Here is a 16,807-nt window from a genome sequence, read left to right as displayed (position 1 = left end):
ACGATGAGTTTTATTCAAATAAAAGATGTTAGTTTTACCTACCCAAATGAGTTTACGGCTGTTCACAAAATATCTGCATCAATAGAAAAAGGGGAAAAGTTAGCTATTGTCGGTCAAAATGGAGCTGGAAAAACTACTACTGTTAAAATGATGAATGGCCTATTGAAACCGACAAAAGGAGATATCGTGATAGATGGATTAAACACGAAGGATTATACGACTGCACAGATTTCCAGACATGTCGGCTATGTTTTTCAGAATCCGGATGATCAGATTTTCCATAGTGATGTATATAGTGAGATTGCCTATGGACCCAAGACAATTGGTCTCTCTGAAGACGAAATTTCAAGCAGAGTCTATAATGTTGCAGAATTAGTCGGTATTGATGGGTTTCTTGATGAGAATCCTTATAACCTGCCTTTCTCAACAAGGAAATTTGTAACTATTGCATGTGTCTTAGTAATGGATGTAGATGTTGTGATCCTGGATGAGCCAACAGCTGGACAAGATCATGTCGGTATGATGCAAATAGCTAAATTAATTGATTATTTACAAGAAAAAAATAAAACGGTTATTACTATCACCCATGATATGGAATTTGTCGTTAGTAATTTTGAGCGCGTTATTGTCATGGCAAACAAGCAGATTATTGCAGATAAAACTAAAAGAGAGATTTTTTGGGATAATAATGTCATAGAACAGTCCAATATTAAACAGCCTTATATTAGTGAATTAGCAAATGATATGAATATGGGAAATACTATTTTATCCATTGATGAGTTTGTTGAACATGTGTTTAGTAATAAAAAAGAAGGAGCTACTGTATGAGGAAAATTTCAATAGTAGGAAGCTTGAATATAGACTTTATTTCTAATGTTTTTGATTTTCCTAAAGTTGGTGAAACCATACGAGCAATGGATTTTCATATATCTCCTGGCGGAAAAGGAGCGAATCAGGCTGTTGCCGCTGCCAAATTGGGTGGACATGTCGAGATGATCGGCAAAGTAGGGAAGGATAAATATGGTGATGTACTAATTGAGAGTTTAGCAAAAGTAGGAGTTAAAACACAAAATATAAAAAAAGAAGGTGATACTGGCAAAACTTTTATCAATGTAAACCATAAAGGGGATAATACGATAACTTATGTACCCGGTGCTAATGAGGAAATAACAAAAGAGGATATTAATGCCAGTCTTCCTGATTTGAGAGAAAGTTCCTATCTATTATTACAGCAAGAGATCCAAGAAGAAATTGTAGAAGATGTAATAGATTTAGCCTCCGGTTTAAATGGATGCAAAGTAATTTTAAATGCTGCTCCGGCCAGAGTTATTAATGACAAAATAATAAGGGAAGTTCATACGCTTATTGTAAATGAGGTTGAATTAGAATTTCTAAGTAAAGATTATGTTAGTGAAGAACAAGGCTTGGTTAGTAAAGTTAATTATTTGCTTAATAAAGGAATAAAGAAGGTTATTATCACGCTAGGTGATAAAGGGGCCGTTTTTGCCAGTAGTTCCGAATACAAACATATTCCTGCTTTAACGGTTTCTGCAACTGATACAACCGGTGCCGGGGATACATTTATCGGGGCGTATGCTGTTGCGAAATCGGAGGGTTTAAATGATATAGAAGCGATTGAATTTGCAGTAAAGGCATCAGCCATTGCAGTAACAAAACATGGAGCACAGCCAGCCATTCCTACCAGAAAAGAGTTTAAGGCATTTTTCAAGGAAAAAGAAGAAAGTAGCTTTAATAGATAACAGAATTTAATGTAGAAAAAATTAAAATAGGGAGGTACAAGTTATGAAAAGAGGTTTAATGCATGATTTTACGTTATTAGCTATTTTATTAATTCCGGTGGGTGTTGCGCTTAACTTTGTAAGTAGTCAGGTAGTACAGTTATTAAAATTACCAATTCACTTTGATGTGATTGGAACAGTAGTAGTATCAATGATTGCTGGTCCTTGGGTAGGAGCTACAACCGGTTTGGCGACAAACTTGATAACTTCGCTGACAAATCCCACAAGTTTATTTTTTGCCCCGGTATCGATATCGGTTGGGTTATTGATTGGATATTTGTCCAGATGTGGAATGTTTAAGAGATTATGGACAACAATTGTTTCTGGTGTCATGATTACGCTAGCAGCTGTGATTATTGGATCCCCTATTTCAGTAATGGTTTTCGGAGGTGCTACAGGTAAATCAATTGATACAGTTACTGGAGTTTTCTTGGCTTCGACGCAGGATATTTGGACTTCTGTTTTCTCTAGTTCTATTTTAATAAATAGCGTCGATAAAATTTTATCTGTATTGATTGCTTATTTTATCGTTAAGAAAATGTCTGATCGATATTTATCTAAAATGAATTATGGGGACAGTTTTATTCAGAAAAAAAGAAATAAGTATGCAGTTAATAAAAAGCAAATTGCCAAATAAATTGTTTGGGGTGATTGGATGAAAAAAGTTATTTTAGATGTGGATACTGGAATTGATGATGCTCTAGCTATATCATATGCTGTTGCACAGCCTGATGTTGAGCTGTTGGGGATTACCTCTTCTTATGGCATGGCTCCAGTAGAATATACATGTAGAAATACGAAGCATATATTAAATGTCTTAAATAAGGATGTACCAGTATATAAAGGGGCTACTGCTCCAAAAAAACGAACTCGGGTTTATAATGGAAGAATTCATGGGAAAGATGGGCTTGGAAATACATTAGGGGCTGTTAATGAAACTGGAAAATGCATATTAGATGCCACTGATTTTATTATTGAAAGTACTAAAAAATATAATCATGACTTAACAATTATTACCACTGGACCATTGACTAACTTAGCCAGAGCAATCAACCGTTCACCTGAAGTAATGCATTCTGTAGGAAGGATAGTTACGATGGGCGGAGCGGTTGCTACGCCGGGAAATGCCAGTAAATTTGCAGAGGCAAATATATTAATTGACCCTGAATCAGCAGACTTTGTATTTAAATCCAAGCTCCCTATTACTTTGGTTGGTTTAGATGTTACAAGGAAAACATTATTAACGCAAGGTGACGTGGAAAAATGGAAACAATTCAGAACTTCTTCAGCAGATTTTTTTGTTGATTTTACGCAATTTTATTTAAACGCGTATAAAAAAATACACCCTTATCTAAAAGGATGTGCGTTACATGATCCATTAGCGGTTGGGGTAGCTATTTACCCTGAACTTGTTCAAACGGTACCAATGAATTTGGAAGTTGATTTAAGCGAAGAGACTTTAGGAAGAACAGTTGAGAATCTAAACATAGAAACAAATGAAAAGCCTAATGTAGACGTGTGCTTTCAAATTGATTCGAAAACGTTTATGGAAGATTTCTTTACTAAAGTAGATCACCTATTATCAATTAAAAGTCCGGAAAGGGTGTAACAATTGAAAATCCATCTTTTAATAGAAAAATGCAGTTATATTAATCCAGATTTTGAGATTATCGAAAATCAATCGATAGCTATCGACCATACGGAAATTATTGAAGTGGGAGATACTTCAATATTAAAAGAGAAATATAGTCCACAGAATGTTATTGATGGAAAAAATAAACTTTGTATGCCAGGCCTAGTAGATGCTCATACTCATACCAACCAACAATTATTAAAAGGGCGTACAATGGATGAATATCCAATGATTTGGTCCCGGATTTTAGTTCCGTTTGAAGGAAACTTAAATGAAGATGATGCATATGTTAGTGCACAAATGAGTTGTTTGGAAATGATAAAATCGGGAACCACTGCTTTTGCCGACGCTGGTGGGGTTCATATGCATAAGGTCGCACAAGCGGTTATGGAGTCAGGGATGCGCTCTGCAATCACAAAATCTTCTATAGATATTGGAGACTTTCTGCCCGATTCGATGAAGCAGCCCGCAGAAACAATACTTACAGACATTGAAAACCTTTATAAAGAATATAATGGTGCTGGTGATGATCGTATCCATATTTGGTTTGGAATTCGGCAAGTGATGTCATGTTCTCCTGAATTAATTGAGCAGGCAGCTGACTTAGCAAGAAAATATAATACGGGCTTGCATGCGCACCTCGCCGAGCATAAGGATGAAGTAAGGTATTGTTTAGAGAATTATCAAATGCGACCAGTTGAATACTTGGATTCTCTAGGAGCACTTGGTCCGAATCTATTAACAGCGCACAATGTTGTTTATTCTGAAAGAGAATTGGAACTTTTAAATGAAAGAAAGGTAAAAATTGTACATTGTCCAAGAGTAAACTTTACATCACATGGTTTTCCAAAAACGCCTAGAATGATTGAAATGGGTATGCCGATTGGAATCGGTAGCGATGGTGCTTCTTCATCTAATTTGAGTTTGTTTGATGAAATTCGAGTGTTTCGTGCCGGTTTACATGCTTATTGGGGGATACCAGTTTTTGATCCAGTTGTTTTACCTGCAAAAGAACTAATTAAAATGATTACTGTCGGTGGAGCAGAAGCATTACAGTTTGAAAATGTAAAAGGGGAGATATCCGTTGGAAATAAAGCGGATCTGACTTTGATTGATATCAATCAGCCCCATATAACTCCTACCAATAATTTAATTGGTATGATTGTTGAATCTGTCACAAGTAGAGATGTTGAAGATGTCATCATCAATGGGGAAGTTGTTATGAAAAACCGGGAAGTCCTTACATTGGATGAAGAACGTATTATGTATGAAAGTAAACGAAGGATGAAATCTACTATTCAAAAAGCGGGATTATAATTAATTAGAAGTTCTATTTTTAATTTATCCTGCCCTGCATTTCGAGCCTGTGGATAACACCACTTATTCACAGGCTTAATTTTTACTTTAATTCCATTATAATCCACAAATGGTGATAATTTTTAATCCGATACGGCTTATACCTCCCAAAAGCGCACAAACTCCCCTTCCCCATATAACAGGCTTGTCTTTCCAATATTTAACTGGGATTTTATTATTCTAACTGATGCACTTTTTGAAGCATTTTCATCCAAATAGAAAATCGGGAAAATGTATTGTCCAATTTTAATTTCCATCGTCGTGCATGCGTCGTTAGAACAGCTGGTATGTTAAAAAATACTCTTCTGAATCTGGAAATCGTGAACTTGGAGTAGGCGGACTGACAAATCTCTTGAGTAAATAAAAGATAGACATTATAATCCATCATTTTTAGCCGCAGATCTGCGGTATTGGCATATAAGGCATCCTCAGATACCTGATCAGATCCAAAGCCCGTTTTGGATTCTTTAATGTGATTTTCCATACAGGCTCGATGGTTATAAAATTGCCAAATCTCATCTCCGGCATCTTCTATATTCGTGACAAGTGATTGATACCCCAAAAGAAATTCTTCGCTGAGATAAGGTTCTTCAAAATCGCTTGCTTCTGCCGTCCTGATAAGTACTACCCGGCGTGGTTTGAACCACGTCTGGGCTTGATGCTCGATTTCCATCCATTCGATTATTTTGGTACCCTCATACAGACACATATAAGGGATGGAAGCTTTTCTTTCCGGGATGGACAGCGTTAAACCCGACCTCTGCACCTTCTTGATTTCCGTAAATCGTATACATCAAGGAATCAAAAACAAGAATGACACGGTCTTGTTGAGACAAGATTCGCTTTGTTAACTCCTTATTGGTATCTACCAGCCCTTCTGTATCTTCTTGCTTTTCAAATAGATTCAAATCGTTGTAGTAGGTCGTGTAATCAGGAAGTTTATCCCATTGAAAGAAACGTTCAACATGATTTCGTTTTCTATGCCTTCAAAATGAAAGATTCGTTCTATTCCCAGTATACGTCCTAAAATCAGGATGAGCGCAACGTTTGGAAGAGAGAAAATGCCTTCTTGTGTACCAGCTGTTAACCGGTCGTCCAATTTCTGTTTCAGCTGCATTTTCTGAACACAGTCGAGAAGAGGCAAGATTCCTCCAAAAGAGGCAGCGTGTTCCAATGTTGGTTCAATAAAAATATTTCCAATACTCGTGTTATATGTGGTGTAATTATTCACCATAAGGTGCCCCTTTCTTTTGGTTTATTTGGACCGGTTAGCCCTATTCTACCAAAGTTTGGAGCACTTTTTTATGGTTTTTTTATAAAATTGATTATAAATTCAGAATAATTAAAGTAAGTGAAAAATAATATATCGCATTCTATTATAACTGAACTACCTCTTTACTTGAATTTAACAAGTAACAGAGGGTAGTTTTTCATGGATGATGAACATCCGTTGTGTTGTGTACAGTGTAGCTCGCAGTAAAATCCAGCTTGGAAATGATGTCCTGATTATAGGAACAGGTATAATTGGACTGCTTCATCTGATAGTTGCTAAACTTCAGCGGGGTAGAGTGATTATCAGTGATCCGGATGCAGCTCGTAGAAAAGAAGCAACATTATCTTAAATTTACACAAAGAAGACGTAGTGGAGACTACTCATGATAAATTATTAGGCTATTAATGGATTAATGGTCTTTGGGTAAGTATTGATATAGTTGATTTATATTGGCAGATAGATAACACTCGCTTAAAAATGATATTGCTAATAATATCTATTATATTGTAAAAGGAGCTTTGATAGATTTTCACCTGTTTTAGCTGTACTTATTGCAGCTACCTTTATAGCAATCAGCACGAGAAAATTAATCTTTGGCAACAGGATGGAGTGCTAGGTTTCTATATATCATTACCGTTGGATGTTGTAGTAGCGGGTGCTGAAAACGCCCGTGAGGAAAGTACTTATGATACATATACTCTCTTTTAATACAAATATTCTCTGCATATTGACTTTTGTAAGCGTTTGTTTAATTATGAAGAGGAGGTGGAACGTATGATTAAAGAAGAATTAATAAATTACTTAGAAAACCAGACAGCTTTCTTAGATTTAGACAATATTAGTGAAATATTTACTTCAAAAATAATAGGGGAGCAATTTAATTTAAAAAGAAATACGGTGAGTCACTATCTAAATCAATTAAATGAACAGGGAAGTGTCATTAAAATAAATACACGTCCGGTTTACTTTTTTCATAAGAATGCTTTTGAAACACAATTCTATACGCTATCCAAAAGTATATATCATAGTTTAGATGAATTAAAAGAAGAGCAGCCTTTATTTCAAAAAAAGAAGGATATATTTTCATTTTTAATTGGAAGTGATGCAAGTTTGGCAAGGAGTATAGAACAATTAAAGACAGCACTTTACTATCCGGAAAATGGCTTACCAGTGTTATTGACTGGAGAAAGCGGGACAGGTAAAAGCTATATGGTGAAAATCGTCTATCACTTCTGTTTAGCAAATGATTTAATTAAGGAAGATGCGCGAATGATTACTTTAAATTGTGCTCAGTATGCTAATAACCCTGAACTTTTAACTAGCCATTTATTTGGACATGTCAAGGGAGCTTTTACGGGCGCAGATGAAGATCATAGAGGTATTTTTGAAGAAGCAAATGGCGGAATTTTGTTTTTAGATGAAGTTCACCGATTAAACGCAGAGGGGCAGGAAAAACTATTTACATATCTTGATCAAGGGATAATTTATCGAATGGGTGAAACGAATAATCCGCGTAAGGTCAATACAAGATTATTCTTTGCAACTACCGAAGATTTAAATAGTGTCTTTTTGTCCACGTTTATTCGTCGTATTCCTGTTCAAATAGAATTACCCCCTTTGGAGCAGCGAACACAAAATGAACGTTTAGAGATGATATATGATTTTTTAATAAAAGAAAGATCAAAAATTAAAAAAGTCTTATTAGTGAGCAGTCAAGTTTTGCACTTATTAAAAACTACTCCTCATCAGGGGAATATCGGTAAGCTGAAAAATGTAGTGAAAGTAACGGTAGCAAAAGCATTTTCTGAGCAAAAAGATGCCAATAATATCTATATTACTATTTATCACTTACCTCCTGATTTATTAGCAAAAGCTGCTTTGAAAACGAATGCAGCTATGGAAGAAAATATAAAAATTGATGAAACCACAAGTATAGAAAGTTTATCAACGAAAAAAAATCCTCAAGAGCTGCGAATTATTCGCACATATGAACGTTTACTGGCCAGCTTTAAGAAGTCGGGATCCAATATTACAGTTATTGGTGAAGATATAAAAAATGAGGTAGAAAATTTATTTGATTTTTTAATATTTGAAACAGATCGAGAAAAGAAACACGAATTATTATTATTCATGACTCAATATGTGCGTGATACGTTAAAACAGATGGAGACCTCTTATCAGATTATATTTAATGGTAATAGTGTCTATGCCGTTAGTTACTATTTATTCCAAAGAAGTTCCGTCCGCTGGCAGCCTGATGATGTGGAAGTACAAACTTTAATCAAAGAATTTAAGCAAGCAGTCATTCAAGCATATCCTATGCTATTTCAGTATACAGAAAGAATGCTATCTATCATTAAACCCAGGTTGGATATTGAAGTATTTGATATGGATTTAATTTTACTGACTCTTTACTTCAGGCAATTAGGTTTATCCCGGGAATCCAATTTTGCAAAAGCAATTATTGTTGCCCATGGCTATGCAACTGCAAGCAGTATCGCTAACGTGGCCAATCGCTTATTAGGTAAAAACATTTTTGAATCGTTTGATATGCCGATTGATACTACGCCACAAAAAATCGCTGAGGAAATAGTTGATTATACTGAAAAAAATGATGTGAGCAATGGCCTTGTTATTTTGGTGGATATGGGGTCATTAAAAGCAATATATGAATATTTTCCACAACAATTATCCGTTCCCGTTATGATTATGAATAATATAACCACCCCTCTGGCAATAGCTATAGGGGAAAATATCCAGAAAAATATGAACCTGTCTGAAGTAGCGGTTCATTCATTTGAAGATAATCAACCAGACTGGAAGATAATTTATCCACAAAAAAATAAAAATAAAGCGTTATTAACTACATGCTTTACCGGAATCGGTACAGCAACAAAAATTAGTAACCTTCTTGAAAAAAGTTTACCAGTAAATAGTCCGCTAAAGGTGCTTCCTTACGATTATCAAACACTGCATGATCAAAAAGAAAAAGAGACTGTTTTTTCACTTTATGAAGTTGTTGGAATTGTAGGAACTGCAAACCCGATGATTCGGGATATTCCTTATTTATCTCTTGAAGAATTAATTTCTGGAGAAGGTACACTGCATCTAAGAGAATGGCTAATGAAAAGTCTAGATGATGAGCAGGCAGAACAATTTAACGACCGATTAATCCGCAACTTTTCACTTGAAAAAGTAATAGATTCTGTAACAATATTAGACACGGATAAGGTAATGGCAGAAATCGAATTATTTATGCGAATACTAGAGGAGTTAACTGGACAAAAAATTTCAAATGAGAGAAAGCTTGCTCTATATGTGCATGTCAGCTGTTTGATTGAACGGTTAATTCGTAATGTTCCAATTGAAATCTATAGTGGAAATGACATCGATGAAGAGTGTCGGGAAGAACAGCTTGTCAGAATAAAAGAAGCATTCAGTGTCATAGAAGAAGATTACAGTGTCAAAATACCAAATTCAGAATTAAAATATATTTATGATATTCTCTTTCAAAAACTTGATTTTTCAATCGTTAACGAAGATTTTTAATAGGTAAACAAAGCGTGCCACTAAAGTTGGCACGCTTTTTGCTTTATATAAGTGTAAGTGAGGTGAAAAAAGGATGGAAAGAAAATTAGTTTTGGCTAGTCACGGAAAGTTTGCGTCAGGAATTTTAAGCTCTTTAGAATTAATTTGCGGTAAAAACAGTAATATTATCACTCTGGATGCTTATGTAAAAGCAAATTATGACTTAGCTTCAGAAGTTGAGAAATTAATGAGAGAAAACCGGGGTAAAGAATTAATCGTTATCACAGATATATTTGGGGGGAGTGTGAATAATGAATTTTTGAAATATATATATACACCAAATTTCTATCTTGCATCAGGAATGAATTTACCTTGGTTAATTGAAATTGTAACTCAATTTACAACAGCAAAATCCATTCCGGGATTAATCAAGGATTCTTTAAATAACTCAAAGGAAATGATTCAATTTTGCAATGAAACAATCCATAAGGAAAGTGAAGAAGAGGATTTCTAAAAAGGGAGGAAATAAGAATGATTAAATTATTGCGAGTAGATCACCGTCTACTACATGGACAAGTGGCATTTTCTTGGACGCAGAGCCTGGGTACAGATTGCATTCTGGTTGCAAATGACGATGTACCAGAAAATGATATCAGAAAAACGACGATTAAATTAGCAAAGCCACAAGGCGTGAAATTAGTCATAAAAAATATTAACGACTCTATTAAAGCTTTGCAAAGCGGTGTAACGGATAAATATAAGTTATTTATTGTCGTTGAATCTGTAGAAGATGCATATAAGCTGTCAAAAGCCTATCCAGAAATTCAAGAAATAAATTTAGGCGGTATGAAAATTCGAGAAGGTACAAGAAATATTTCAAAGGCAATTAATATTACTAAAGAAGAAGAAGAGCTGGTTAAAGAATTAGTAGACAGCGGAGTAGAGGTGGAAATTAGACAAGTGCCATCGGATAAAAAAATTAAGGCGCTAGACGCTTTTTAAAGAAAGGATGAAATTAAGTGATTTTACAAGCAGTCCTTCTTGGGGTTATAGCATTTATTGCTCAATCCGAATATGCACTAGGAACTTCTTTGTTATCTCGCCCAATTGTAACAGGGTTATTTACTGGAATTGCACTAGGAGATATTAAAACAGGTATCATAATGGGAGCCACTTTAGAACTGGCTTTTATAGGTTCGTTTTCAGTTGGAGCTTCTATCCCACCTGATGTCGTAACTGGAGGAATTCTAGGAACAGCTTTTGCTATTACGGCAGGCGCAGGAACTGAAACAGCGCTATTACTAGGGTTGCCAATTGCTACATTGACTTTGATTTTAAAAAATATCTATTTAGGGTTGGTAATTCCTACAATGAATCATAAAGCAGATAGTTATGCAGAGATGGGAAATTACAAAGGAGTAGAACGAATGCATTTAATTGCAGGATTCGGACTTTCTCTCATGTTGGCGTTAATCGTATCTATTTCTTATTCTATCGGAAATAATGCTGTACAGTCATTTTTGAATGTGATACCAGAATTTGTTCAAACCGGTCTAACTGTTGCTACAGGAATTATTCCTGCTTTAGGATTCGCTATGTTAGCGAGATTATTAATTAATAAAAGTGTCGCTCCTTATTTCTTTTTAGGGTTTATTATTGTAGCTTACTTAGATATTCCTATTACCGGAATTGCTATATTTGGAGCTATTTTAGCAGTAATTATTGTTAATATCATGAATTTCACAAAAAAGAATGAGCAATCTGCTCAGACAACAGATGGGGAGGTCCTTGATGATGAAGACTTCTGATCCAAAAGAAAAATCACTAATAACAAAAAAAGACTTAAACAAAGTTTTTTGGCGTTCTTTTCAGATGGAGTTTTCTTGGCATTATGAACGTCAAATGAATATGGCCTATGTTTATGCAATGATTCCAATCCTGAGGAAACTTTATCAGACAAAAGAGGAAATGGCTTCCGCTTTAAAACGGCATTTAGAATTTTTCAATACAACGCCTCATATTGTAACGCTGATTTTAGGAATTAACGCAGCTATGGAAGAGGAAAACCGTTTAGATAAGAAATTCGACGAAAAAGCGATTGATAGTATAAAAACTTCATTAATGGGACCGCTGGCTGGAATAGGAGATTCGTTCTTTTGGGGAACATTACGATTGATCGCAACTGGTGTAGGAACCTCACTTGCATTACAAGGAAATATATTAGGTCCAATTTTATTCATATTAATTTTTAACATTCCACACGTTGTATTACGTTATTTATTTACAGGTTGGGGGTATAAACTAGGCACTGGTTTTTTGAAGAAAATTCAAAGTAACGGTATGATGGATAGCTTGACTTTAGGAGCATCAATTATTGGATTAGTAGTTGTTGGAGCAATGACTGCTTCGATGATAGATATTACTATTCCGCTTTCCATAGGTAGTGGGGAAGAGGCAGTTACGATTCAAAGCATTTTGGATGATATTATGCCTCAATTATTACCATTAGCTGCTTTTGGTATCGTTTTCTATTTATTAAAGAAAGAAGTGAAACCTTTATCAATTATTGGAGGAATGGCTGTAGTTGGTATCTTGGGCGCTTGGATTGGGATATTTTAAGGAGGAAATGAAATGGTAAGTATGCTTGACTATATTTATGAAGAACAAGTAACTTTGGAAAAAATAATAAAAGAATTTGACTTTAATTTGCCGGAGTTAAAAGATGTTACACATTGTCTTATTCTAGCAACTGGATCTTCTTATAACGCATCCCTTGCAGCAAAATACTATATGGAGTCTACAGGAGATATGTATATAGATATACAAGAACCATTTGATTTCTTGCATTACGGCAAAGTTGATCCTAAATTTGATTTAGTTATTGCTGTTTCACAGAGCGGGAAAAGTACATCAACGATTCATGCTGTTGAAAAGATAACGCAGTCTCAAAAAATAAAGACGATTACTTTGACTAGTGATAGTGAAAGTCCAATTACTAAGGTTACGAATCGCACGCTTAATCTGAATATGGGAATTGAAAAAGTTGGTTTTGTAACGAAAGGTTATTCAGCAACTGTCCTAAATTTGATGTTACTGTCTCTAACCATCGCTTCACAATCTCATCGAATGGGTGAAAAGGTTCTGGAAAAAGAGAAAGAAAATCTTTGTAAAGCTGTTTACAGTATTAATAAAATTATAGATAAAACAGCAAAATTCTTTGAGAATAAAAAAGCCGAATTAAAGGAAAGCAATCGATTTCTTGCGATTGGTTATGGGCCAAACTGGGGAACAGCAAAAGAATTTGAAACTAAATTTACTGAAACAGTTCGAAAACCATCTCAAGGATTTGAATTAGAGGCCTATATGCATGGTCCTTATTTAGAAGCAAATGAAACGCACAGTATATTTTTTGTTGAAACAGATAGTGCTATTTTATCTCGCTCAAAAGCGCTAAGAGGCTATATGGAGAGGCATGTGAAACGATGTTATGTCATTTCTACCCAAAGTGCAGGAGGAGAAGATGAGCTGGCTTTAGATTTAGATGTAAGTGAGAAGATTAGTCCATTGCTATTAGTAATCCCTTTCCAATATTTTGCCTATCAAATAGCGACGATACAAGGGATTGATTTAGGGCAAAGAATATTTGATGATTTTGATCAAGTACTTCAAAGTAAAATTTAAGAAAAGAGGGATAGATATGTTGAAATTTGATGAACAAAAACAAATTGAAAGCGTTAGCGGAGCTATTGCATTAAAAAATGAGATAGAACATATCATAGATGAGGTTTACGATAGAGGTTTTGATAATATTTATTATTTGGGCATTGGGGGCACGTATGCATCCAGTATGCAAGCTGTGACTTATATTAACGGAAAAAGCAGCTTGCCCGTGTTTGTCCAGCATGCTGCAGAATATTATACAACTGGAAACAAAAGACTGACAGAGAAATCTATAGTGATATTGTCTTCCGTAACAGGATCAACGCAAGAAGTGGTGAAAGCAATCAAAATGATAAAAGAACTAGGTTCAACGATTATTGCGTTTGTAGATGAACCGAATACTCCCTTAGCAGAAATGGGAGATTACGTTATCTCTTATCCGGGAAATGAGCAGTTAAAATTTTTTATGGCTGCCGACCGCTTCATGTATCGTAATGGTGAATTTCCAGATTATGAAGCTTATTATAAAGAATTAGAAGAGCATTTGGCTGTTGCTTTAGTAGAGGTAGAAAAGTCTGCTGATAATTTTGGATTTGAATTTGCTGAAAAGCATCGTCATGATGCGATGCACTATTTCATCGGTGCAGGTAATCAATGGGGAGCAGTATATTCCTATGCAATGTGTTATTGGGAAGAACAAAGCTGGTTACGTTCTAAATCTATTCACGCCGCTGAGTTTTTACATGGTACATTAGAAATTGTAGATGAAAATACACCAGTAACCCTGTTTATTGGAGAAGACGAACAGCGTGAATTAGCAGAGAGAGTAGGTAATCTCTTGCCGCGAATTTGTGGTAATTATACAATCATCGATTCAAAAGACTATGAATTACCAGGTATTAGCGATAAATACCGTGGTAGATTATCGTATTTTATTATGCATGCGGTAACTCAAAGAATAGATGCCCATGTTGAGAAGTTAAACTGCCATCCATTAGAAATACGCCGTTATTACCGTCAGTTCGATTATTAGTGTTAAAAAATTATAATTAAAAGCATATAATTGGATAATTTCTATCTGATTATATGCTTTTTGTTAAATGAAATAATTAATGCACTAGCTATACTGGAAATAGAGTAAGCATTAGTGATACACTGATCATAAAACTCTCGCCTCTTTCTTGCTTGACACTACATTTCTCCTGGACAACCCTATAAGGGCTGTCCAGGAGAAATGAAACCTAAAGTGGAAATTGAATTAAGATTATCTTCATAGCAGTGAATCAAAGAAGATACACTGCCATTATCTGTCTTTTTACTTTGACTAGTTATCTCTCACCCCAAAAATAATATCCATTTACTATTCAATAGTAATTTTCTCTCCTTGTTTATCAGAAAGATAAGCCGCCTCATTAAGCAAGGTTAACGAAATTATGTCTTCCTTGGTAATAGAAGGAGCCGTACCATTTTGAATTAAGTGAACCCATTGCTCCATCGCTGTAGGTAAGCTTTCAGGTAATACTTCCGGTTCGGACCATTCATTTTTATTTAAGTGTGTACTTTTGATACGTACCTTGGAGTCTTCAATCAATAAACATCCCTGTGTCCCGTATAATTCTAATTGAAAAGGGCTTCCATAAGAATTGAATCCAGTTTCAAGTACGCCGATTGCTCCGCTTTTATATTGTGTAACAACAACAGCGTTGTCTTCTACGTTATGTTTTAATGATGAATGCAGGCTGGAATAAACGTTTGCTAAAGGTCCAGCTAAACGGTTGGTCAGATAGATGGGATGGGCGCCTAAGTCAATCAAAGCACCGCCTCCACAATCATCTTTATCATAAAAATGACTTGGAAGCCAGCCATTAGGATGGGTTTCTGTTGAAACAGATCCATTATGAGCTAATCTGCAGCGGATGCTGGTTAGATTTCCTAACCAGCCTTTTTTGAATGCTTCTTCTGCGTAAAGGAAATAAGACTCTGTAAGTCTTGGCAGGGATACCATGAGTTTTACATTTTCTTTTTCTATCGTTTCATATATTTTTTTGCAGTCTTCCACGGTGAATGCTAATATTTTTTCTGTGAAAATATGTTTTTTATGTGCTGCCGCTTTTTGAATAATTTCTGTATGCCATTTCGTTGGTGTATTGATAATGACGGCATCAATATGAGGATCATTTAAAACGGTACCCAGATTTTCTTCGAATGGAACTTCCCATTTATCTGCCCATTCTTTCCCGCGGCGAGTGTCTTCATCCCAAATACAAGCGAGGGAAAGCTGCTTATTTTCTTGAACCTGCTGCGCATAATCCTCTGCGTGGACATGCCATTTACTAAGTAAAGCAACGTTAATCATATGTGTTTTCCTCCTTTTTAAACATTAATTGATGTAATCAGATAGTTTGACCCATTTTTTTAATCGATGAGATTCTTCTACAGCGTGTATTACAAGCTGATTGAGATAACCATCCTTGAAATTTGGTACTTCTAATGTTTTATTTTTAATCGAATCCATCATTGTTTTTATGAGATTGATAAATGTGTGTTCGTATCCAAGAATATGACCTGGAGGCCAGTAATTTTCTCCGTACGGGTAGACTTCTCCAGTACAGTTTATAGTACGGAATCCTTGAAGCTCTACACTATCATTCTCCAGGTAAACATGTAAATGATTCATATTTTCAAGATCCCATCGAATAGATCCTTTTTCTCCGTTTATTTCAATTCTGTTGCCGTTTCGATTTCCCGTGGCAAAGCGGGATGCCTCGAAAACTCCTAAGGCTCCATTTTCAAATTTCGTTGTGAAAATAGAAGCGTCGTCCACAGTTACAAGTTCCTTTTCATCTGTGTTTTCTGCTGCACTTGGTCTTTCTTTGATGAAGGTTTCTAATAACCCGGAAACCTCAGAAATTTCACTGACCAGGAATCTGGCTAAATCAATGATATGGCTGCCGATGTCCCCAAGAGCACCAGATCCTGTTCTTTCTTTTTGGAGTCTCCAGGTAACTGGTGCAGATGGGTCAATCAACCAATCTTGCAGGTAAACTGCGCGTATATGATAAATTTTTCCTAGCTGTCCTTCCTCTATCATCTTTTTTGCAAGTTGTATTGCTGGAGCAAATCGGTAATTGTGACAGACCATGTGCATGACACCAGCCTTTTCAACTGCTTCAAGCATCCTTTTGGCGTCCTCTAAAGTCGTAGCTAAGGGTTTTTCACAGATGACGTGTTTTCCTGCTTCAGCAGCTGCAATTGCTATTTCAGCATGTGTATGATTTGGTGACACAATATCGATTAAATCGATATCTTCCCGTTGAATCATTTTTTCCCATTCTGTTTCAGAAGAAGACCAGCCCATTTCTGAAGCTGCCCGGCTGACGTTTTGTGAATTTCTTCCGCAAAGAGTTTGCAGAACAGGACGTGTCGTATTTTTAAAGTAAAAAGGGATATTGCGATAAGCGATACTATGTGCTCTTCCCATAAACTGATAACCTATCATTCCAACTCGGATACTCATGTATTTCACCTCTTCTTTGAAATAATGAAAAAACGATAGTA

At 35.6% G+C, this 16,807-nt stretch carries 17 protein-coding genes; 13 read left to right on the top strand and 4 right to left on the bottom strand.

Features of this window, described 5'->3' with window-relative positions; translation table 11 throughout:
* Nucleotides 1–3 precede the first annotated feature (3 nt).
* Genes MHH51_RS19355 through MHH51_RS19335 form a run of 5 tightly spaced genes read left to right on the top strand, consistent with a single transcriptional unit; the run spans nt 4 to nt 4,749 of the window.
* Entirely contained in the window at nt 4–828 is an 825-nt protein-coding gene (locus tag MHH51_RS19355) for an ABC transporter ATP-binding protein (RefSeq protein WP_339283059.1), read from the top strand.
* Nucleotides 825–1,760 (top strand): ribokinase, encoded by a 936-nt coding sequence (gene rbsK, locus MHH51_RS19350; RefSeq protein WP_339283057.1) that lies wholly within the window; start codon nt 825–827, stop codon nt 1,758–1,760. The genes MHH51_RS19355 and rbsK overlap by 4 nt, the downstream gene beginning before the upstream one ends.
* Before the next feature lie 43 nt (nt 1,761–1,803).
* On the top strand, nt 1,804–2,436 hold the full coding sequence (locus MHH51_RS19345) for an ECF transporter S component (protein ID WP_156985038.1): 633 nt from the start codon (nt 1,804–1,806) through the stop codon (nt 2,434–2,436).
* An 18-nt stretch (nt 2,437–2,454) separates the two neighbouring features.
* Complete coding sequence (locus tag MHH51_RS19340) at nt 2,455–3,408, top strand: nucleoside hydrolase (RefSeq protein WP_339283054.1); 954 nt, start codon at nt 2,455–2,457, stop codon at nt 3,406–3,408.
* A 3-nt stretch (nt 3,409–3,411) separates the two neighbouring features.
* Nucleotides 3,412–4,749, top strand: coding sequence for an amidohydrolase (locus MHH51_RS19335; RefSeq protein WP_339283053.1), 1,338 nt, complete (start codon nt 3,412–3,414; stop codon nt 4,747–4,749).
* 214 nt (nt 4,750–4,963) lie between these two features.
* On the opposite strand, the gene MHH51_RS19330 is transcribed toward MHH51_RS19335, so the two are convergent.
* Together MHH51_RS19330 and MHH51_RS19325 are read right to left on the bottom strand one after the other, a co-directional pair.
* Entirely contained in the window at nt 4,964–5,554 is a 591-nt protein-coding gene (locus tag MHH51_RS19330) for a transposase (RefSeq protein WP_339283052.1), read from the bottom strand.
* A gap of 138 nt (nt 5,555–5,692) precedes the next feature.
* Nucleotides 5,693–6,022: a hypothetical protein gene (locus tag MHH51_RS19325; RefSeq protein ID WP_339283050.1), complete on the bottom strand. Its 330-nt coding sequence runs from the start codon at nt 6,020–6,022 to the stop codon at nt 5,693–5,695.
* A gap of 202 nt (nt 6,023–6,224) precedes the next feature.
* On the opposite strand from MHH51_RS19325, the gene MHH51_RS19320 reads away from it, so the two are divergent.
* The 8 genes from MHH51_RS19320 to MHH51_RS19285 all read left to right on the top strand — a co-directional run bounded on the left by MHH51_RS19320 (nt 6,225) and on the right by MHH51_RS19285 (nt 14,282).
* Entirely contained in the window at nt 6,225–6,410 is a 186-nt protein-coding gene (locus MHH51_RS19320) for a hypothetical protein (RefSeq protein ID WP_339283048.1), read from the top strand.
* Between the two features lie 425 nt (nt 6,411–6,835).
* Nucleotides 6,836–9,610 (top strand): sigma 54-interacting transcriptional regulator, encoded by a 2,775-nt coding sequence (locus tag MHH51_RS19315; RefSeq protein WP_339283046.1) that lies wholly within the window; start codon nt 6,836–6,838, stop codon nt 9,608–9,610.
* 73 nt (nt 9,611–9,683) lie between these two features.
* Nucleotides 9,684–10,103 carry a PTS mannose transporter subunit IIA gene (locus MHH51_RS19310; RefSeq protein ID WP_147210022.1) on the top strand — a complete coding sequence of 140 codons (420 nt, stop codon included), beginning with the start codon at nt 9,684–9,686 and terminating at the stop codon, nt 10,101–10,103.
* A 17-nt stretch (nt 10,104–10,120) separates the two neighbouring features.
* Entirely contained in the window at nt 10,121–10,591 is a 471-nt protein-coding gene (locus MHH51_RS19305) for a PTS sugar transporter subunit IIB (RefSeq protein ID WP_339283043.1), read from the top strand.
* A 17-nt stretch (nt 10,592–10,608) separates the two neighbouring features.
* Complete coding sequence (locus MHH51_RS19300; protein ID WP_147210024.1) at nt 10,609–11,397, top strand: PTS mannose/fructose/sorbose/N-acetylgalactosamine transporter subunit IIC; 789 nt, start codon at nt 10,609–10,611, stop codon at nt 11,395–11,397.
* Nucleotides 11,381–12,208, top strand: a complete 828-nt coding sequence (locus tag MHH51_RS19295; RefSeq protein ID WP_339283042.1) for a PTS system mannose/fructose/sorbose family transporter subunit IID — start codon at nt 11,381–11,383, stop codon at nt 12,206–12,208. Before MHH51_RS19300 ends, MHH51_RS19295 begins: the two co-directional genes overlap by 17 nt.
* A 12-nt stretch (nt 12,209–12,220) precedes the next feature.
* Entirely contained in the window at nt 12,221–13,270 is a 1,050-nt protein-coding gene (locus tag MHH51_RS19290) for an SIS domain-containing protein (protein ID WP_339283041.1), read from the top strand.
* 16 nt (nt 13,271–13,286) lie between these two features.
* Nucleotides 13,287–14,282: an SIS domain-containing protein gene (locus tag MHH51_RS19285; protein WP_339283039.1), complete on the top strand. Its 996-nt coding sequence runs from the start codon at nt 13,287–13,289 to the stop codon at nt 14,280–14,282.
* Between the two features lie 327 nt (nt 14,283–14,609).
* Here the strand turns inward: MHH51_RS19285 and MHH51_RS19280 are convergent, their stop codons facing one another.
* A complete protein-coding gene (locus MHH51_RS19280; protein ID WP_339283037.1) occupies nt 14,610–15,605 on the bottom strand; it encodes a Gfo/Idh/MocA family oxidoreductase in 996 nt (331 codons plus the stop codon).
* A gap of 24 nt (nt 15,606–15,629) precedes the next feature.
* Nucleotides 15,630–16,766 (bottom strand): Gfo/Idh/MocA family oxidoreductase, encoded by a 1,137-nt coding sequence (locus MHH51_RS19275; protein WP_339283035.1) that lies wholly within the window; start codon nt 16,764–16,766, stop codon nt 15,630–15,632.
* Nucleotides 16,767–16,807: the final 41 nt, after the last annotated feature.

Origin of the sequence: Oceanobacillus sp. FSL K6-3682 (assembly GCF_037976165.1) — a bacterium.
Classification (GTDB): Bacteria; Bacillota; Bacilli; order Bacillales; family Amphibacillaceae; genus Oceanobacillus; species Oceanobacillus sojae.
The sequence above is the reverse complement of the archived record's forward strand: the minus strand, read 5'-3'. Positions and strand labels throughout refer to the sequence as shown.